We start from the raw sequence: 17,037 nt of genomic DNA, 5'->3' as shown, positions 1-17,037 counted from the left end.
GTTGTGTGGCCGAGTTTAGGGTTAGGAGGTTTGATGGTAAAAAATCCTACTGGCAGACGTTTAATGTACCGGCAAAGAAGGGGATGACAGTGCTGGAAGGGCTCTACTACATCAAGGAAAATCTTGACTCCTCGCTAGCTTTCAGAGCGTCATGCAGAATGGGTATTTGCGGTAGCTGTGCAATGAGAATAAACGGCAAACCAAGACTGGCATGTGAAACTCAGATCCTGTTTCTGGGTGACAGAATTACTGTCGAACCTCTGGATAACTTCACGGTAATAAAGGATCTGGTGACTGATTTTGAAGGATTCTTTGCGAAGCACAAGGCGATAAAGCCATATCTTATCAGGGAAGATGTGAAATACGATGAGCCGAGAGAGCTTCTGCAAACACCAAAAGAACTGAATGAATATTACATATTTACACTCTGCATAAAATGTGGAGCCTGCTATTCTGTCTGCCCTGCTGCAGCCACTCTCGACGGATATCTGGGACCCGCAGCCATGACCGCTGCCTATCGATTCTGCGCTGACAGCAGAGATAAAGGAAAGAAAGAACGATACGAGATTGTTAGTAGCTCTAATGGTGTTTGGAGGTGTCATCTGGCAATGGAGTGCAGTGAGGTCTGTCCGAAAAATGTTGAGCCTGCTAAGGCCGTGCAGTTGCTGAGGAGGAGAACAGCATTCAGCATACTGAAAAGCCTACTGGGGTGGTAGTATGGGTGTTACAGACTGGTTCAGATTTGGGGACAGGAGCATTTTTAGCTGGGCCTTCACCTTCCAGCGTTTGACCGGAATAGTCCTGCTCGTATATCTCCTGCTGCACCTGACCTATCTGACGTCTCTGCTGGACAAAACCGGAGCGACCTATCAGAGCATGGTTGCTCTTACGGTATCAAAACAGTTCCTGATTTTCGATATACTGCTGGTTCTCTGCGGTGTGTTTCACGGAATAAACGGATTCAGAGTAATTCTGCATGAATTCGGAATCGCATATGAGTACCGGAAGGCATTGCTTGTGATCTCAGCAATCCTTGTTATCGTTGTCTGGCTTTATGCAAGCTACATTATGTACTCTCTTGAGGGTGGTTAATATGGAATCGGCGAAGAGTGTTATGGAGCCTGTAGCCTGGATTCTGCAGATGCTAACTGGTCTGATAATGGTCGTGCTGGTCACCGTGCACTTTTACGTTACCCACATGATCTCACACGACGCCCTGGAGTACTCCGCCGTTGTTGAAAGAGTCAGCTCTCCGGTCTTCCAGGGAATGTACGCTCTGCTTTTGCTGGTGGTATCATTTCACGCCTTCAACGGCCTGAGGGCGATAGTTCTCGATACCAACGCTGGAATGAGGAGCAGAGGAACTATAAACGTACTTACAACTCTGATGTTTCTCGTCGCATTCTTCTACGGCCTGTATCTGCTGATATCCATCTAATTTTTTATAACTACGGAGCAAAATCCAAATCAACCGGGAGCTGCCAGAAAAGAATATGCTGGTGCCATGGAAACGTGTTGCTTCATGGCACTGCAATGCATGCGGAGTATGCTGCAGAGTTTACAAACCGAAGCTGACTCTATATGAGTACCTGAAGCTCAGAACCACGGGTTTTGTCGAAGAAAAGGCGGGAAAGTTCTATCTCAAAAAGGTAGGTGGAAGGTGCCCTTTTCAGAGAGGAAATCTGTGTTCATTGCAGCAAACCATAAAACCACTGAGCTGTAAGCTCTTTCCGTTCGTCATTTTAAAGAAGGGAAGTGATGACGCCCTGTTTGAGTTCGAAGACAGAGAGTACTTTGTCTATGCCGATCCGTTCTGTCCCAACCTCAGAATAAAAAGAGACTGTACACCATCAGTGTACAGTGCAGTCAAAGAAGCCATAATGCTCTTCGAAGGTAGAGGAGAATTCAAACTGCTCACCTCAAATCAACCCAAGGAACTCCAGAGCCTCAACAACACCTTCTCCATCGTTCGAGGGCGTAACAAGATCTGCAACCTCTCTTAACCTCTCATCCGCATTTGCAACAGCAATGCCGAATCCAGCAACCTCGAACATTTCCATATCATTTTCGGAGTCTCCTATAACAGCAAAGCTTTCCGGCTCAATCCCCAGCCTTTCAGCCACATAAACCAGTGCCTTGCCCTTGCTGACCTCAGAGTCCGTGATGTGATATGCAAATCCTGAATCGATGAGCTTTACGCCCATTCCTCCGATCATCTTCCTTGCCTCATCGATGTCAAAGGTTCTTCTAAGACAGATCTCCGATTTTCTGTACTCAAAATCGAGCAGCTCGATCTCATAGTGCCTTTCAAGAATCTCAAGGGCTCTTATGCATTTTTCCTTACTGCCCAGAATTATATCATTCCCATCATACTCAAATCTGACGACACCACCGTTCTCGCAGATTACGATGTCAGAAACGCCAATCAGCTTCGCTGCAGCCCTTGCAAAGCAGGAGATGTTTCCCGTCGCAAGAATCACCGGTATTCTCACCCTTCTTAACGCTTCCACCGCCTTGCAGTTCAATGCCCTTTTTCTGTCTGTAAGGGTTCCATCAATGTCCACCGCGAGTGCATGCGGCCTGAACATGTCTACAGTTAGCCAAGTGCTTAAAAACAGTTTTCCAAAATTTAAATAACAGACAGTCCGGGGGAAAAGACAATGGCTCTGAGAATTGCCGTGGTTGACAGAGATCGCTGCCAGCCGAAGAAATGCGGTCATGAGTGTGTGAAGTACTGCCCGAGAGTGAGGACAGGTGACGAGACTGTAAAGATAGAAGAAAAAGCCGTGATTTCCGAGAACCTCTGCGTGGGCTGCGGAATCTGTGTCAAAAAATGCCCGATGAACGCAATATGGATAGTTGGCCTGCCCAAGGATCTGGAAGGAAAAGAAGTGCACAGATACGGTAAAAACGGATTTGTGCTTTACAATCTCCCAGTGCCCAGAAAGGGTTATGTTGTTGGAATTCTGGGGCCAAATGGTACAGGAAAGACCACCACTGTGAAAATTCTCTCCGGACAGCTAAAACCCAACCTCGGCAAGGAGGATGTGAGCTGGGATGAAATTTTCGAGAGGTTCGCAGGGACGGAGCTTCTTGACTACATGAAAGGAATAAAGGACAAACAGATCCGAGTCAGCCAGAAACCCCAGTACATTGAAGTTATCCCAAAGGTCTACAGCGGAAAAGCCCGGGATCTGCTTGAAAGGGTTGATGAAAGGGGCATACTGGAAGAGATGATCGAGAAGCTGGGTCTGAGTGAGGCCGTAAAGAGAGATGTTAAAGATCTCAGTGGAGGAGAGCTGCAAAGACTCGCAATCGCTGCGTGTATTTTGAGGGACGCAGACTTTTACTTCTTTGATGAGGTGACATCATACCTGGATATATACCAGAGAATAGCGGTGGCGAATGTGATCAGAGAGCTTTCTAAGGAGAAAACCGTGATGATTGTGGAGCACGATCTTGCCATCCTTGACATGCTCGCAGACTTCGTTCACATAACATACGGAACCCCAGGAGTTTTTGGAGTCGTTACCAGTGCGAAGGGGGCAAGGGTGGGAATAAACCAGTATCTCAGAGGATATCTGGCGGAAGAGAACATAAGAATAAGAGATAAGCCGATAGAATTCGATGCCTTCCAGCCGAGAGAGGGAATGGGAGAGGAAATACTTGTTGAGTATCCGGCGTTCAGCAAAAGCTACAATGGCTTTAGGCTTGACGTGGAGAGTGGGGAAATCTATGCCGGAGAAGTTCTCGGAGTTGTTGGACCAAACGCAACAGGAAAATCCACCTTTGTCAAGGTACTGGCCGGTGTTATTGAGGACGATGAGAAGAAGGTCAGTCTTGATGTGAAGGTGAGCTACAAACCACAGTACGTGAAGGCGGATGTTGACATGCAGGTGGGAATGTTTCTGAGAAGGATCAACCCCATGGTAGACAGCTCTTACTACAAAACAGAGTTCATAAAGCCACTTATGCTCGAGAATCTGCTGGACAGGTATCTCGACGACCTGAGCGGGGGAGAGCTGCAGAGGGTTGCGATTGTGGCGTGTCTGCTGAGGGAGGCAGATCTGTATCTGCTCGACGAACCCTCGGCCCACCTCGATGTGGAGCAGAGGACTGAAGCTGCGAGAGTCATAAGAAGGTTCGCCCTGAACACGGGCAGAAGTGTTCTTGTTGTTGACCATGATATCTATCTCATCGACATGGTGAGCGACAGGCTGCTTGTCTTTGAGGGAGAGGCAGGGAGGCACGGTATAGCGAAAAAGCCGAGGAATATGAGGGAAGGAATGAACCTTTTCCTATCCAGACTGGGGATAACATTCAGAAGGGACGAGGAAACAAAGAGACCGAGAGTGAACAAGCCAGAGTCAAGGCTGGACAGGGAGCAGAAAGCTGCCGGGGAGTATTACTACTACTTTGCGTAACTACCTCCACCCAAGAGCTTCAGAATCCTGTCGGCAAGCCGTTAGGTGTGATGTGTTCCACCCTCAACTTCAACCACGAAAAATCCTTTTTACGAGAGCGTAGAAGTCTTAAAATGAGGTCTTTTGGGGCCACTTCACCTTAACTATCCTGGTACTGCTCCTCAACCCAACACTTTGCTCGGAATTCGCTCGTTACTCCGGACGTAGCTCCAGTTTGGGGAAACGTTACTCAGACGAGCTGAACCTGGGCAGAAATAGAGAGATCTGTGAAAGTCGTCAAATATGAGTGCTGCTACATCAAATTCGGTCTTTGTAAAGTTACAATGTGATCAGCCCGAGCTTATACATATCGTTGCTCGTCAAAACCCTCTCACCGCTTTTTTCGAGAACCTCAACCGTCTTCATCGTATCCTCGATCTGCTCCAGCATGCTCTCTCGCTCATCAGGCAACTTTCCATGAACACCGTAGAAAATTGCTCCGCTCCTCGTGAAAAGGTAGTTTGAAACATGATCGCATGTGAAGAAAGTTTCAACCTTTATTCTTTCAATCAGCGTTCTGAGTTCTTCAAGCTGTCCCATCGCATCGAGCAGTGTTATTTCCCTTCCGATCATATTCTCAATCGGTGTACCCTCTATAACCGTGAGGTTGCGAACCCTGACAAACGTTGGTTTTGCCCGGTTTATTACCTCTGCCGTGTTTATTGCGTGCTTCCTACTTCTTTCCCTCCCACCCAGACCCGTCATGATGTAATATGTGACTTCGAAGTACTTAGTTGCCTTTTTACCCGCCTCAATGGCATCTTCTGGTTCGATCCCTTTACTCACAAGCTTGAGAACTTCTCTGTCACCGCTCTCAAGCCCCATGTGCAATCTCGTCAATCCTGCATCCTTCAAAGCCCTCAGTCTCTCCTCCGGCATTTTTGATATCGTTTTTATCCTGGCGTAGGCCGTGATTCTATCTATCTCGGGCCTTTTCTTCTTCAGATACTCCACGATCTCAACTATGTCAGGATGTATAAGTGGATTGGAGTCACCGAGAAAAGCCGTTCTCGAATGCGGAAAGTAGTTGGATATCCGATCTATATCCCTCAAAACGTCCTCCTTCCTTCTCAGCTCGAACCTCAACCCCTTGTACATCGCACAGAATGCACATCGATTCCAGTTACATCCCCTGACAACTCTGATCAGATAGCTCCCAGCCTCGCTCGGTGGGCGGAAGGGTGGAAAATCGTACATGCTATCTCCTCACGCTGAACCTCTTGAACTTCAGCATCGCCAGTCCCTGCAGCCAGAACTCTGCCTCCTCTCTTATCTCATCACTCAACCTTACAAAATCTCTTCCAGCAGAGCCCTGGTAAACATCATTAAGGTAGAAGTCTATCCTGTTCCTTCCTATAACGATCTTAATGGGATCATCGTAAAGAACGATCTCATTTTCGTAACACTCTGCCCTTTCTGAAAGCAGCTTTTTCAGATGATCAAACGATTTCAGTATCGCCTCCACATAATCCTGCATGTTTAGAACATCAGATGAAAACTTTAAAAATTTGGTGCCAATTTCCTTCATGGATGTAGCCGTTGCAGGCGTTGGCATTGCAGGAGCTTTTGCACTGAGAAGACTTAAAAAGTCCCTGAATGTGGTGGGAATAGATAAAAGGAAAAAACTGGGCTATCCCGTTGAATGTGGGGAAATCATACCCACAAAAAAGGAAATGAAGATCCTGCTTCCGGATCTTGATGATTACTCTCTTTTCGATTTGCCCAGACATTACGAGAGCAACAGAACGAAAGAGGTGCATTTCATCCTTCCGAACGGAAAAACGTTCGAAATAGACTTTGAGTTCCATGTTGTAAACAGAGACGAGATGATTCGTAGTATTGCGGAAAGTTCAGGACATGAGCTCATGCTCGAAACGAGAGTTGAGGGGCTGAAAGATGGAAAACTGATCACAAGCAGGGGAGAAATTGATGCAAAGGTTATTGTGGCATCCGACGGCCCAAACTCCAAAATGGCCCGATCTCTGAACCTGCCGAAACATGAGTTCTCACCTGCAAAGCAGTACGTTATGGACGGAATCGAGTGTGATGATGACGTCGTTTACATGTACATCGGAAGAAAGATCTCCCCGGGAGCGTACGGATGGATAATTCCCAAGGGAAACGGGATCGGAAATGTGGGAATCGGCTTCAGACCGGAATATGCAGATAAGGGCGATACGATTGTGAGGGCCCTCGACAGATTTGTCAGGGAGTATCCATACTCATCCCAATTTCTCAAAAAAGCTAAGGTGATAAGCAGCATTGGAGCAGTTGTACCGGTAGACCTGCCATATGAAACAGCCGTTTACAGTAACATCCTTTTCGCCGGGGATTCTGCCAGCATGATCATCAGTCACGTTGGTGGAGGAATCCCCACATCCATGGTTGCCGGGGATGCTGCTGCGAAGGTGATAAACGATTACTTTGATGGCGGCATCGACCTCAGAGAATACGACAAACTGTGGAAAAAGTACCTCTATGGACCGCTGGTTAACGCGTATCATCTGAAACGGATGTGGGACAGATTTTCGGATGACGATGACAGGATGAGCAAAATCCTGAGCCTGGCAAGCAATTCAGATATGGGAAAAATACTTAGGTGCAGAATACCCTGGAAGATCAAAGCATTATCAGTCTTCCTGCCGATTGTTGAGCGAATTCTCTGAGATGACTCCGACGTTGGTCTCATTCATCAACTGCGGGTTTAATCCAGCAATTTGCATTATTGCTGTAAATTTTCCGCTTTCATTACAGTACCCGTAATCCCACCAAGTCTGGTAATTTTTGCTTAAGATTTTTGTGGCCGCAGAAGTGGACAAGATGGGGTTGATGCTAAGCTCGCATGTCTATACTCATAAAGATGATACCTGAACGACATTTTGCAGCTCCTGAACGGCTTGGTGGCTTAGCTCTACCAGAAGACGTCGAGTAAACACCAAAGCTGACGATAAGAGACGCTGAAGGTGTAAAGGAATTCAGTGGGGTATCATCACCATTCTTCGGAGAACAGCGCAGGGACAATACAAAGGCCAAGAATACGAGTTCAGAGCTGGCAACATCGTGGCGGGGGATAAACCGATCGAGATTTACGTGAATGAAGTAAAAGTGGCTGAGATCGTCATGATCGGACCGATACCAGATGGTCAAAATTTGCTGCAAACGGGAAACAGAAAGGGAATGTGCAGCAGTGATGTGGGGAAAATCGTGAAATCTGATTTAAATTAAAACATGATCCGTATTATGAAACATGAAGATAATAAAGTTCAGGGTGATGGACGAGGACGGAATGTTTGTCGTTCAATGTCCAGCCTTACCGGGATGCATTTCGCAGGGAAGAACAAAAGAGGAGGCATTGGGAAACTATCTTGAAAGCCTGAGCATGGCGAAACCAGTTCCTGAAATTGAGGAGTGGAAGTAATTGCCCAGGCAGAGAGCTTCTTGGAAAAATCGGTTATGAAGACGGTCACTATTGACGTGAGGCAAAAAAGTCCAAACCCTTTTATTCAACAATCGTAAAAAATCATTATGAAAGTGGCAATCGCACAGATTGAACCCGAGTTCATGGACAAAGAGGGTTGTGTGAACAGAGCTGCAAGAGCTGTTGAAAAGGCCGGAAAAAATGGAGCAAAGCTAATTGTTTTCCCAGAAACTTTCATTCCCGGCTACCCGTACTGGAGAGGGATAACAGGGCAGAGATGGGCTGACTACATGGTCGAATATCAGAAAAACTCTGTGAAGCTGCCGGAGGACATCGAGCCCGTAATAGAGGCTGCAAAAAGTTACGGTGTGAACGTAATTCTGGGAGTGAGTGAGCTTGACAAAAAAACTGGAAGCCTCTCTCTTTACAACACGATAGCTTTTGTTTCCTCTGATGGTCTGTATTTGGGAAAGCACAGAAAGCTGATGCCAACTCATGGCGAAAGGACGATATGGGGTCTGGGAGATGGGCGTGATATCGAAGTTTACCTTTCCGGTGGATTTGCGGTGAGTGGTCTGATCTGCTATGAGAACCACATGACACCTTTCAAGTCTCTGCTGGCCCTGAAAGGCGAGGAGATTCACGCTGCTCTGTGGCCGGGATACTGGGTGGCAGAGAAAACCACCGCCGTTAAAAGAAGGTTTGACCCATCCAAGGACACAATAAACCTCTGTGACGTGGACTGTGCTGTGAGGGAGTATGCTTTTGAAACACAAACCTTTGTCCTTAGCGCCAACATGTTCATCCCTTCCGATGTGCTGCCTGAAGGGGCCTTCGACATAGCCGCAGGTGGAAGTTCTGTCGTTAACCCATCATCACTTTACTTGGTTGAACCCGTCTTCGACAGGGAGAAGATAATCTTTGCCGAACTGGACATGGAAGAGCGGATGGTCACAAAAGCTTACTTTGATTGTATAGGACATTACAGCAGATGGGACGTTGTTGAAATTAAATATAAAGAAGAGCTGCAAGATGAAGTTATGCATTCCCTGGAGAAAAGACTGAAAGATGTGGAGCTGAGACTTGATAAGCTGGTTGAGAAGCTGAGCAAGATGGAATCAAAAATCGCAAATGACATAAACAGTCACAAATAACCTTCAGTGTTATGGGAGCTACGATAATTGTTGGTGGATTCTGGGGAGATGAAGGGAAGGGAAAGATCGTGGCGCATGTTGCGTACAGCGACAGACCCACAATCATAGCAAGAGGGGGAGTCGGACCGAATGCTGGCCATACGGTGGAGATCGATGGCCAGAAGTTCGGAGTCAGGATGATTCCCTCTGGTTTTGTTTACAGGGACGCCAGGCTTTTTATCGGTGCCGGAGTTCTTGTTAATCCTGAAGTCTTTCTCAAGGAGGTTGAGCTGCTGAACGTTGCGGACAGAGCAAGGGTCGATTACAGATGTGCGATAATAGAACCCAAGCACATCGAGGCAGACAGGGGAAGTGAACATCTGAGCAAAAAAATCGGGACCACCGGAACGGGCTGCGGACCTGCAAATGTGGACAGGGTGAGCAGGGTGGCAAAACAGGCCAAGGATATTCCAGAACTCAGGGACTACCTCGTCGACGTTCCACTTGAAGTAAATCAGGCGCTGGATAACGGAGAATTCGTTCTTATAGAGGGCAGTCAGGGTTTTGGTCTGAGCTTGTATTACGGCACCTATCCATTCGTGACCTCAAAAGATACAAGTGCCTCAGCCATGGCCTCGGATGTGGGCGTTGGGCCAACGAGAATCGACGACGTGATTGTTGTCTTCAAGTGCTTTCCCACCAGGGTTGGAGCAGGTCCATTTCCAACAGAGATGCCGCAGGAGGAGGCTGAAAAGCTTGGAATTGTCGAGTACGGAACTGTGACTGGTAGAAGAAGGAGAATAGGTTACTGGGACGGAGAATTCGCACGCTATTCCGCTATGGTGAACGGGGCAACGCAGATTGCACTCACCGGCATAGACAAGCTGGATAAAGACTGCTATGGTGTTACCGAATGGGAGAAACTCACGCCGAAGGCAAAGCAGTTTGTAGAGAAGGTTGAGGATGACGTGAAGGTTCCGGTGACACTGATCTCCACCGGTCCCGAAACGAAACAGATTATAGACCTGAGAAAGGAAAAACTGTAATTATTTCTTCATTTTTGCGATTTCCTCCTCCCTGAGAGCTCTTCTGAGCACTTTTCCAACAAGTGATTTTGGCAGTTCACCTCTGAACTCGTAAATTCTCGGAACCTTGTAGGCTGCAAGCCTTTCCCTGCAAAACCTGTCCAGATCTTTTTCGGTAACCTTTCCGCGGTATTCCGGCTTGAGAACTACGAACGCCTTTACCGTCTCCCCTCTGTAGGGGTCAGGAACGCCAACAACTGCGGCCTCGGCAACTGCAGGATGTTCGAATAAGACTTCCTCAACCTCTCTTGGGTATATGTTGTATCCTCCTGCCACGATCATGTCCTTCTTTCTGTCAACGATGTAGAAGTAGCCGTCCTCATCCATCTTCGCCATATCCCCGGTGAGAAGCCATCCATTTATGAGGGTTTTTTCCGTCTCCTCTTCCATTTTCCAGTAACCCTTCATAACCTGAGGTCCGTAAATGGCAAGTTCTCCCTCTTCTCCAGGAGGAAGAATACACCCTTCCTCATCGACGATGACGGCGTATGTATCCGGATACGGCACTCCAATGCTTCCGGCCTTGTTCATCCCGTAAAGCGGGTTGCAGTGGGTAACTGGAGAGGCTTCGCTCAATCCGTATCCCTCAACAAGCTTCCCACCTGTAACCTCCTCCCACCTTTTCTTAACTTCAACCGGCAGAGGGGCTGCACCGCTCACACAGACCCTCAAACTCGTTAAGTTGTACTTGCTGAGATTTGGATGATTCAGCATAGCTATGAACATGGTGGGAACTCCAGTAAAGGTCGTCACCCTGTACTTCTGTACAGCCTTCATTATCGCCTCAACATCTCTCGGATCGGGAACAGGTATTATCTTCATTCTGAGAATTGTAGAGGAATTGAGCATCGTCATCCCGTAAACATGAAAGACAGGAAGACAGCCAACAGCGACATCATCAGGCGTACACTTCGGGTCCCACTCGGCGGCCTGATGGGCATTGACGACGAGATTGTAGTGGGTGAGCATAACGCCCTTGGGAAAGCCGGTGGTTCCACCTGTATACTGGAGCATGGCCACATCCTTCCTGGGATTGATCTCAACTCTCCTGTCAGTCCTTTCATATCGCATGACATCGCTCCAGAACAGAACCTCCCTTCTCCTGTCTATTTCAACCTTCCCCACCACCTTTTTCTTCATAAATGCCCTGAACAGCACACTCGTCAGAAGCCCCAGAAAATCCTCTATCCTGCAGATTACAACCTTCTCGAGAAGTCCATCCTCAATTAACGGCCTTACTCTCGGATACATGCTCTCAAAACAGAACATTTTATTAGCTTCACTGTTCCTGACGATGAATCTCAGCTCTCTTTCGGTGTAGATTGGATTGCACTGAACGACTATCCCCCCAACCTTGTAAATCCCGTGGACGATTATCGCATAGTGCGGCGTGTTGGGAAGAGCAACTACTATTCTCTCCCCCTTCTCAACACCGATGTCAAATAAGAAGCTTGCAACTTTATCTGATGCGTCTTTGACCTGCCTGTAAGTCCACCTCGTACCGAAAAACTCAAAGCAAACTTTGTTTGGATCGGTGGCGGCAGCTTTATCGAGCAGCCGGTAAGCTGGAATTTCAGGATATTCAATGCTATCTCTCACACCTTCGTCGTAAAATTTTGTCCATATTCTGTTAATTTTCTGCGGATCCAGTTCACGAATATTCTCCCCCTCAACATCCAGAATCCCGTGTTTTTCACTCATGATAGAACGTGAACAATAATTTTTATAAACTTTTCTCCATTTACGAAATAAACTGGAAAAATTTTTCAAACTGAAAAACTATTATGAAAAAATAGACTAAAATTCAAACCTTGGCCTTCTTGGTTTTCAGCTTCTTCAACCTGATGATGTTCTCTCTATCCATTTCTTCGAGTTTGAATGCGATGAACTTCGCAAGATCTTCCATTGTGGGGATTACCCTGTATTCAAGAGCATTGACTCTCCTCTTCGTCCTTTCAATTTCCTCGATAAGCTTTCTCAGTGTAGTCTCTATTTCTGCAACTTCCAGAACGGAATCAACAAGCTCCTCGTAAGCTTCAACAGCCTCGTCAACTCTCGTTGATGTGCTGAGTATGCCGTATCCTCTTTCCGTCGGCTTCTTTTTCACGGGTTCACGCTTGATAACCGGAACCACAACACCCATTATGTTCTTCCTTTTCATGCTGAACTCTGGCTGAATCTGGCAGCACGACAGGGCTATTGAGCGGACAGCCACAATACCATCAACAGCTATTGCCAGTGTGAGTTTATGCTGCGCCTTTTCATACTTTTCAATCATTCCACTTATTACACTCTTGGCCTCTTCAAGAAGCTGCCTGAATTCCATGATCAGACCATCTCTCTTCATCTTCAGCAAAGCATGACCGCGTGTAGCCATTTTTATTCTTCTTCTGAGCTTGATGAGTTCCATTCGAGTCGGCTGAACCTCTGCCATTCTCTGTCACCTCTTAAAAATAATTTAAGAGGCTTCCGCCTCTCCTTCGGACTTCTCTGCGCCTTTCTTGTATTTCGGATGGTACTTCTCGATGAACTTTCTCTCGACCTTGGTAAGCTCTCTTTCGGGAAGCATTGAAAGCAGCTCCCAGCCAAGATCGAGAGTCTGCTCTATATCCCTGTCCTCATATCTGCCCTGCTGGACAAACCTTCTCTCGAATTCATCGGCAAATGCGAGGAACTTTCTATCCCTCTCTGACAGTGCCTCCTCACCGACGATCGCAACAAGACCTCTGAGATCAACACCTTCTGCATACGCTGCATACATCTGGTCGTTCCACTGTGGATGGTCGTCTCTCGTGAAGCCCTCACCGATACCTTCTTTCATCAGCCTGCTGAGAGATGGAAGGACGTTGATTGGCGGGTAAATACCCTTAGCATGCAGCTCTCTGCTGAGAACTATCTGGCCCTCGGTGATATAGCCAGTCAGATCGGGAATCGGATGGGTGATATCATCTCCCGGCATCGTCAGGATGGGCATCTGGGTAATTGTTCCCTTCCTCCCTCTGATTCTCCCTGCCCTCTCGTAGATTGTTGCCAAGTCGGTATACATGTAACCCGGATAACCTCTTCTTCCCGGAACCTCTTCTCTTGCTGCAGAGATCTCTCTCAAAGCCTCACAGTAGTTGGTCATGTCTGTCAGTATAACCAGAATGTGCAGGTCATACTCGTAAGCCAGAAATTCTGCTGCTGTGAGCGCCATTCTGGGTGTTAGAATTCTCTCGATGGCCGGATCGTTTGCGAGGTTCAGGAAAACCACGGCCCTCTCCAGTGCTCCGGTTCTCTCAAACTCCTTCATGAACTGATAGGCCTCTTCGTAGGTAATACCCATGGCTGCGAATATAACGGCAAACTCCTCACCCTCTCCCCTGACCTTTGCCTGTCTGGCGATCTGCAGGGCGATATCGTTGTGGGGCAAACCTGAACCACTGAAAATTGGCAATTTCTGGCCTCTGACAAGTGTGTTCATCCCGTCAATTGCAGAGATACCCGTCTGGATGAACTCTCTCGGATACTGCCTGGCATACGGATTGATGGCAGCACCAACAATTGGTCTTCTCTCCTCCGGGACAATTTTCGGCCCGCCATCAATAGGTTCACCCGAACCGCTCAGGATTCTTCCGAGCATGTCCTGTGCGCAGTTAAGCTTAACAATATCTCCGGTGAACCTGACGGTGCTGGATACATCAACACCTCTCGTCCCCTCGAAAACCTGCACAACCACAATATCCTTTGAGGTGTCGAGGACCTGACCTCTCCTCGTTGATCCATCGGGAAGTGTAATTGTGACGAGCTCTCCATAAGCCACGGGCTCGGTCTTCTCAACAAAAACAAGAGGACCTGCAACCTGAGTTATGGTTTTATACTCCTTCATTCCCATCACTCTCCCAACAGGTTCTTCCTAATCTTCTCAAGCGCAGCCTCCATTGCACTCTTGTAGTCCTCCTCGAACTTTGCCCTTGCAAACTCCTCAAGACCCTCCACGCCTGTAATTTCGTCAATGGTCTTTCCAGCCTCAAGCGCCTTGAAGAACCAGTCGTTTATCTGCTTTATCGCTTTGAGCATATCGAACTGTTTCTGCACGCTGCAGTAGGTATCAACCGGGTGATACGCATACTGTACAAGGTAAACCTCTCTGATTATCCTCGCAACTTCAAGCAGGACTCTCTGCGATTCGGGCAAAGCATCGCTTCCGACGAGCTGCACGATCTCCTGCAGGTTGGCCTCTTCCTGCAGAACCTCCATCGCCCATCTTCTCAGCTCATTCCACCCTTCGTTGACATTCTCTGCGAACCAGTCCTTCAGAGTGTCTACATAGAGGCTGTAGCTCTGCAGCCAGTTAATAGCCGGGAAGTGTCTTCTCGCTGCAAGCTTGGCATCAAGAGCCCAGAACACCTTGACAATTCTAAGGGTGTTCTGTGTCACGGGCTCACTGAAATCTCCACCGGGAGGCGAAACCGCTCCAACAACCGTAACACTTCCAACGTTTCCTGCAAGAGTCTTAACTCTGCCAGCTCTCTCGTAGAATTCGGCAAGTCTTGATGCCAGATAAGCAGGATAGCCCTCTTCACCGGGCATTTCCTCAAGTCTTCCGGATATTTCTCTCATTGCCTCTGCCCATCTGCTGGTTGAGTCTGCCTGAATCGCCACGTCGTAGCCCATGTCTCTGAAGTATTCGGCAATCGTAATGCCGGTGTAAACCGATGCCTCTCTGGCTGCAACGGGCATGTTTGATGTGTTCGCAACAAGAACCGTCCTTTCCATCAACGGCTTGCCCGTTCTCGGATCCTCGAGCTCTGGGAACTCCTCAAGAACTTCAGTCATCTCATTGCCCCTCTCACCACATCCAATGTAGACCACAATCTGAGCATCACTCCACTTTGCAAGCTGGTGCTGCGTTACAGTCTTCCCGCTTCCGAATGGCCCCGGGATAGCTGCTGTTCCACCCTTAGCTACCGGGAAGAAGGTGTCAAGAATTCTCTGTCCGGTTATGAGCGGTATAACGGGCGGTAATTTCTCAACATACGGTCTTGGAACTCTTACCGGCCATTTGTGATATAGCTTGAGTTCTGTCCCATCATCAAGGACGACAATCGTATCCTCCACAGTAAAGCTTCCCTCGTAAACCTCTGTTACGGTTCCACCCTTAATGTTCGGTGGTGCGAGAATCTTCTGCTCAACAACATCGGTTTCCTGAACTGTACCAATGATCTCCCCCGGAGATATCTTGTCACCCTTCTTTATCAGTGGCCTGAACTCCCACTTTGCCTTTCTGTCAAGTCCCGGAGCTTCTATACCCCTGCCGATAAAGTCTCCACTGACCTCCTTCAAGACGGGCAGCGGTCTCTGAACTCCATCATAGATGTTTCTGATCAGTCCCGGACCAAGCTCAACGCTGAGTGGCATTCCGGTGTTCTCTACCTTGTCCCCCGGTCTGATACCCGAAGTATCCTCGTAAACCTGAATGAGTGTCTTGTTACCCACTAAACCTACAACCTCTCCCATCAGCCCCTCTTCACCAACCTTGCAGAGATCATACATTCTCGCTTTAAGCCCTTCTGCAACTACAAGGGGGCCAGAAACTCTGTAAATTTCTCCAACTAATCCAGATTCTTTCACTTCCATAGGTCAACACCTATCGCCTTTCTTATTTTCTCCTTAATCTCCTCCACACCTCCTGTTCCGCCCACCGAGACGAAGGTGGGCTCGACAGTTTCGTCAATCACCCTCCTCAAAACGGGGGGAAGTCTTCGGAGATACTCCTGCCTAATAATAACAACACCAATATCATCTCTTTTTAAAACATCATCAACAGCTTTAGCAATTTCCTCGTCAGTGGTAACTTCGTAAGTGTCGGAAATTCCTGCCAGCATGAATCCAAGTGTAAAATCCGGATCCCCTATCACCGCCAGCCTCTTCATAACATCACCATCTGCCTCTCTATCTCCTCATTCGGCAATCCGTACCACTTGCCCCATCCCAGTATTCTGAGGTTGTCCACTTCAACCTTTTTGAGTACTATGTACTGCAGGACAGGCAGGACGCTGAGAGGATAGTTGTTCGCTCTCTTGGCGATGGTTCTTATCCACACCTTATCGAATTCTATCTCCGCCGTAGCTATTTCCTTGCCCTCAATTTGAACGTCTTCCCAGAACCAGTATCCCTCAAGAGCTTTGATGAGTTCATCGAGCGGCATGGTCACTATCTTTCTTATTTCATCCTCGGATAGCTCATAACCTCCGGGAATTATGCAGCTCATGATCTCATCCGCCGTGGAATCCTCGGCCTTCAGTCTGAGGATCGTCTTGATATTTCGTATGTCTATTTCCATCTTCACGAAATCCAGGAAGAGTTTCATTGCAAAATCCGATGGTTGTAGCTTGAGCAGCTCTCTGTAGTATATCTTGTAAAGCTCATCTTCAACCTTGCTCATATCTTCACTGCCTATTTTCGAGAGAGCTTCATAGTACGGAGTTCCTTCAAAGGCTTTTACTATTTCCTCAACATCCTTGACAACCAGTGTTTTCCAGAAGTCAACATCCCTCTCACCAGCAGGAACGAGAATGTCCTCGACCACATCGGGCTGAACGTTAGCCATTTTTCCTCTGATGATGTTTATCAAATTCCAGACATCCCATTTTTTCAGGTAATTCATGATCAGGAACTTGGATGCTCCGAAAGATACCTCAATAAGTTTTCTGTATGTTCTTGCAAGATTCGCAAACAGTGCGTAATCGAGCAGTCTTGGACCTGAAAACTTGTAACCAAGCTCATCCACTTCCTTCTTGTACTCTGTTTCACCAACATACCTGATAATCTCTTCAAATTCCATGTTCAGAAGTTTTCTGAAGTCTTCTGCCTTCAGCAGCCTGCTTTTCATCACTTTCGTTCTCGCAACAATGTAAGCCCAGGCAGCCCTATTGCCCCTGTATATCATTGCCTAT

At 47.6% G+C, this 17,037-nt stretch carries 19 protein-coding genes; 10 read left to right on the top strand and 9 right to left on the bottom strand.

Annotation, left to right across the window (positions count from 1 at the left end):
* The first annotated feature begins 5 nt into the window (after positions 1 to 5).
* The 4 genes from JFQ59_RS06795 to JFQ59_RS06780 are packed head-to-tail and all read left to right on the top strand — an operon-like array spanning position 6 to position 2,003.
* Positions 6 to 716 (top strand): succinate dehydrogenase iron-sulfur subunit, encoded by a 711-nt coding sequence (locus JFQ59_RS06795; RefSeq protein WP_202319661.1) that lies wholly within the window; start codon positions 6 to 8, stop codon positions 714 to 716.
* Between the two features lies 1 nt (position 717).
* A complete protein-coding gene (locus JFQ59_RS06790) occupies positions 718 to 1,092 on the top strand; it encodes a succinate dehydrogenase (protein WP_202319660.1) in 375 nt (124 codons plus the stop codon).
* Between the two features lies 1 nt (position 1,093).
* Positions 1,094 to 1,438: a succinate dehydrogenase gene (locus JFQ59_RS06785; protein WP_230972346.1), complete on the top strand. Its 345-nt coding sequence runs from the start codon at positions 1,094 to 1,096 to the stop codon at positions 1,436 to 1,438.
* 55 nt (positions 1,439 to 1,493) lie between these two features.
* Positions 1,494 to 2,003: a YkgJ family cysteine cluster protein gene (locus JFQ59_RS06780; protein ID WP_202319659.1), complete on the top strand. Its 510-nt coding sequence runs from the start codon at positions 1,494 to 1,496 to the stop codon at positions 2,001 to 2,003.
* Here JFQ59_RS06780 and JFQ59_RS06775 read toward each other — a convergent pair.
* Positions 1,920 to 2,588: a phosphoglycolate phosphatase gene (locus JFQ59_RS06775; protein ID WP_202319658.1), complete on the bottom strand. Its 669-nt coding sequence runs from the start codon at positions 2,586 to 2,588 to the stop codon at positions 1,920 to 1,922. The two genes, JFQ59_RS06780 and JFQ59_RS06775, sit on opposite strands and share 84 nt — an antisense overlap.
* Before the next feature lie 72 nt (positions 2,589 to 2,660).
* On the opposite strand from JFQ59_RS06775, the gene JFQ59_RS06770 reads away from it, so the two are divergent.
* Positions 2,661 to 4,424, top strand: coding sequence for a ribosome biogenesis/translation initiation ATPase RLI (locus JFQ59_RS06770; RefSeq protein ID WP_202319657.1), 1,764 nt, complete (start codon positions 2,661 to 2,663; stop codon positions 4,422 to 4,424).
* A 318-nt stretch (positions 4,425 to 4,742) separates the two neighbouring features.
* Here the strand turns inward: JFQ59_RS06770 and JFQ59_RS06765 are convergent, their stop codons facing one another.
* Positions 4,743 to 5,660, bottom strand: coding sequence for a radical SAM protein (locus JFQ59_RS06765; protein WP_202319656.1), 918 nt, complete (start codon positions 5,658 to 5,660; stop codon positions 4,743 to 4,745).
* 1 nt (position 5,661) lies between these two features.
* Positions 5,662 to 5,940, bottom strand: coding sequence for a hypothetical protein (locus JFQ59_RS06760; RefSeq protein ID WP_202319655.1), 279 nt, complete (start codon positions 5,938 to 5,940; stop codon positions 5,662 to 5,664).
* 49 nt (positions 5,941 to 5,989) lie between these two features.
* Between JFQ59_RS06760 and JFQ59_RS06755 the strand changes: the two genes are divergently transcribed.
* From JFQ59_RS06755 to JFQ59_RS06735, 5 genes are all read left to right on the top strand, one after another.
* The gene (locus tag JFQ59_RS06755; protein ID WP_202319654.1) at positions 5,990 to 7,129 is read left to right on the top strand and encodes a geranylgeranyl reductase family protein; all 1,140 of its coding nucleotides are present in this window, start codon (positions 5,990 to 5,992) and stop codon (positions 7,127 to 7,129) included.
* 394 nt (positions 7,130 to 7,523) lie between these two features.
* On the top strand, positions 7,524 to 7,688 hold the full coding sequence (locus tag JFQ59_RS06750; protein ID WP_202319653.1) for a hypothetical protein: 165 nt from the start codon (positions 7,524 to 7,526) through the stop codon (positions 7,686 to 7,688).
* 22 nt (positions 7,689 to 7,710) lie between these two features.
* A complete protein-coding gene (locus JFQ59_RS06745; RefSeq protein ID WP_202319652.1) occupies positions 7,711 to 7,881 on the top strand; it encodes a type II toxin-antitoxin system HicB family antitoxin in 171 nt (56 codons plus the stop codon).
* Positions 7,882 to 7,988: 107 nt separating this feature from the next.
* The gene (locus JFQ59_RS06740; RefSeq protein WP_202319651.1) at positions 7,989 to 9,035 is read left to right on the top strand and encodes a carbon-nitrogen hydrolase family protein; all 1,047 of its coding nucleotides are present in this window, start codon (positions 7,989 to 7,991) and stop codon (positions 9,033 to 9,035) included.
* An 11-nt stretch (positions 9,036 to 9,046) separates the two neighbouring features.
* Positions 9,047 to 10,060 carry an adenylosuccinate synthetase gene (locus tag JFQ59_RS06735; protein ID WP_202319650.1) on the top strand — a complete coding sequence of 338 codons (1,014 nt, stop codon included), beginning with the start codon at positions 9,047 to 9,049 and terminating at the stop codon, positions 10,058 to 10,060.
* Here JFQ59_RS06735 and JFQ59_RS06730 read toward each other — a convergent pair whose 3' ends face one another.
* The 6 genes from JFQ59_RS06730 to JFQ59_RS06705 all read right to left on the bottom strand — a co-directional run bounded on the left by JFQ59_RS06730 (position 10,061) and on the right by JFQ59_RS06705 (position 17,030).
* Positions 10,061 to 11,800: a long-chain-fatty-acid--CoA ligase gene (locus JFQ59_RS06730; protein WP_202319649.1), complete on the bottom strand. Its 1,740-nt coding sequence runs from the start codon at positions 11,798 to 11,800 to the stop codon at positions 10,061 to 10,063.
* Positions 11,801 to 11,903: 103 nt separating this feature from the next.
* Positions 11,904 to 12,533, bottom strand: a complete 630-nt coding sequence (locus JFQ59_RS06725; protein WP_202319648.1) for a V-type ATP synthase subunit D — start codon at positions 12,531 to 12,533, stop codon at positions 11,904 to 11,906.
* 24 nt (positions 12,534 to 12,557) lie between these two features.
* The gene (locus JFQ59_RS06720) at positions 12,558 to 13,967 is read right to left on the bottom strand and encodes an ATP synthase subunit B (protein WP_202319647.1); all 1,410 of its coding nucleotides are present in this window, start codon (positions 13,965 to 13,967) and stop codon (positions 12,558 to 12,560) included.
* 5 nt (positions 13,968 to 13,972) lie between these two features.
* Positions 13,973 to 15,718: an ATP synthase subunit A gene (locus JFQ59_RS06715; protein ID WP_202319646.1), complete on the bottom strand. Its 1,746-nt coding sequence runs from the start codon at positions 15,716 to 15,718 to the stop codon at positions 13,973 to 13,975.
* The gene (locus JFQ59_RS06710; RefSeq protein WP_202319645.1) at positions 15,709 to 16,014 is read right to left on the bottom strand and encodes a V-type ATP synthase subunit F; all 306 of its coding nucleotides are present in this window, start codon (positions 16,012 to 16,014) and stop codon (positions 15,709 to 15,711) included. The genes JFQ59_RS06715 and JFQ59_RS06710 overlap by 10 nt, the downstream gene beginning before the upstream one ends.
* The gene (locus JFQ59_RS06705; protein ID WP_202319644.1) at positions 16,011 to 17,030 is read right to left on the bottom strand and encodes a V-type ATP synthase subunit C; all 1,020 of its coding nucleotides are present in this window, start codon (positions 17,028 to 17,030) and stop codon (positions 16,011 to 16,013) included. Before JFQ59_RS06705 ends, JFQ59_RS06710 begins: the two co-directional genes overlap by 4 nt.
* Between the last annotated feature and the right edge of the window lie 7 nt (positions 17,031 to 17,037).

It is taken from the genome of Archaeoglobus neptunius, assembly GCF_016757965.1.
Lineage (GTDB): Archaea > Halobacteriota > Archaeoglobi > Archaeoglobales > Archaeoglobaceae > Archaeoglobus > Archaeoglobus neptunius.
This window is presented reverse-complemented; position numbering and strand designations above follow the sequence as displayed.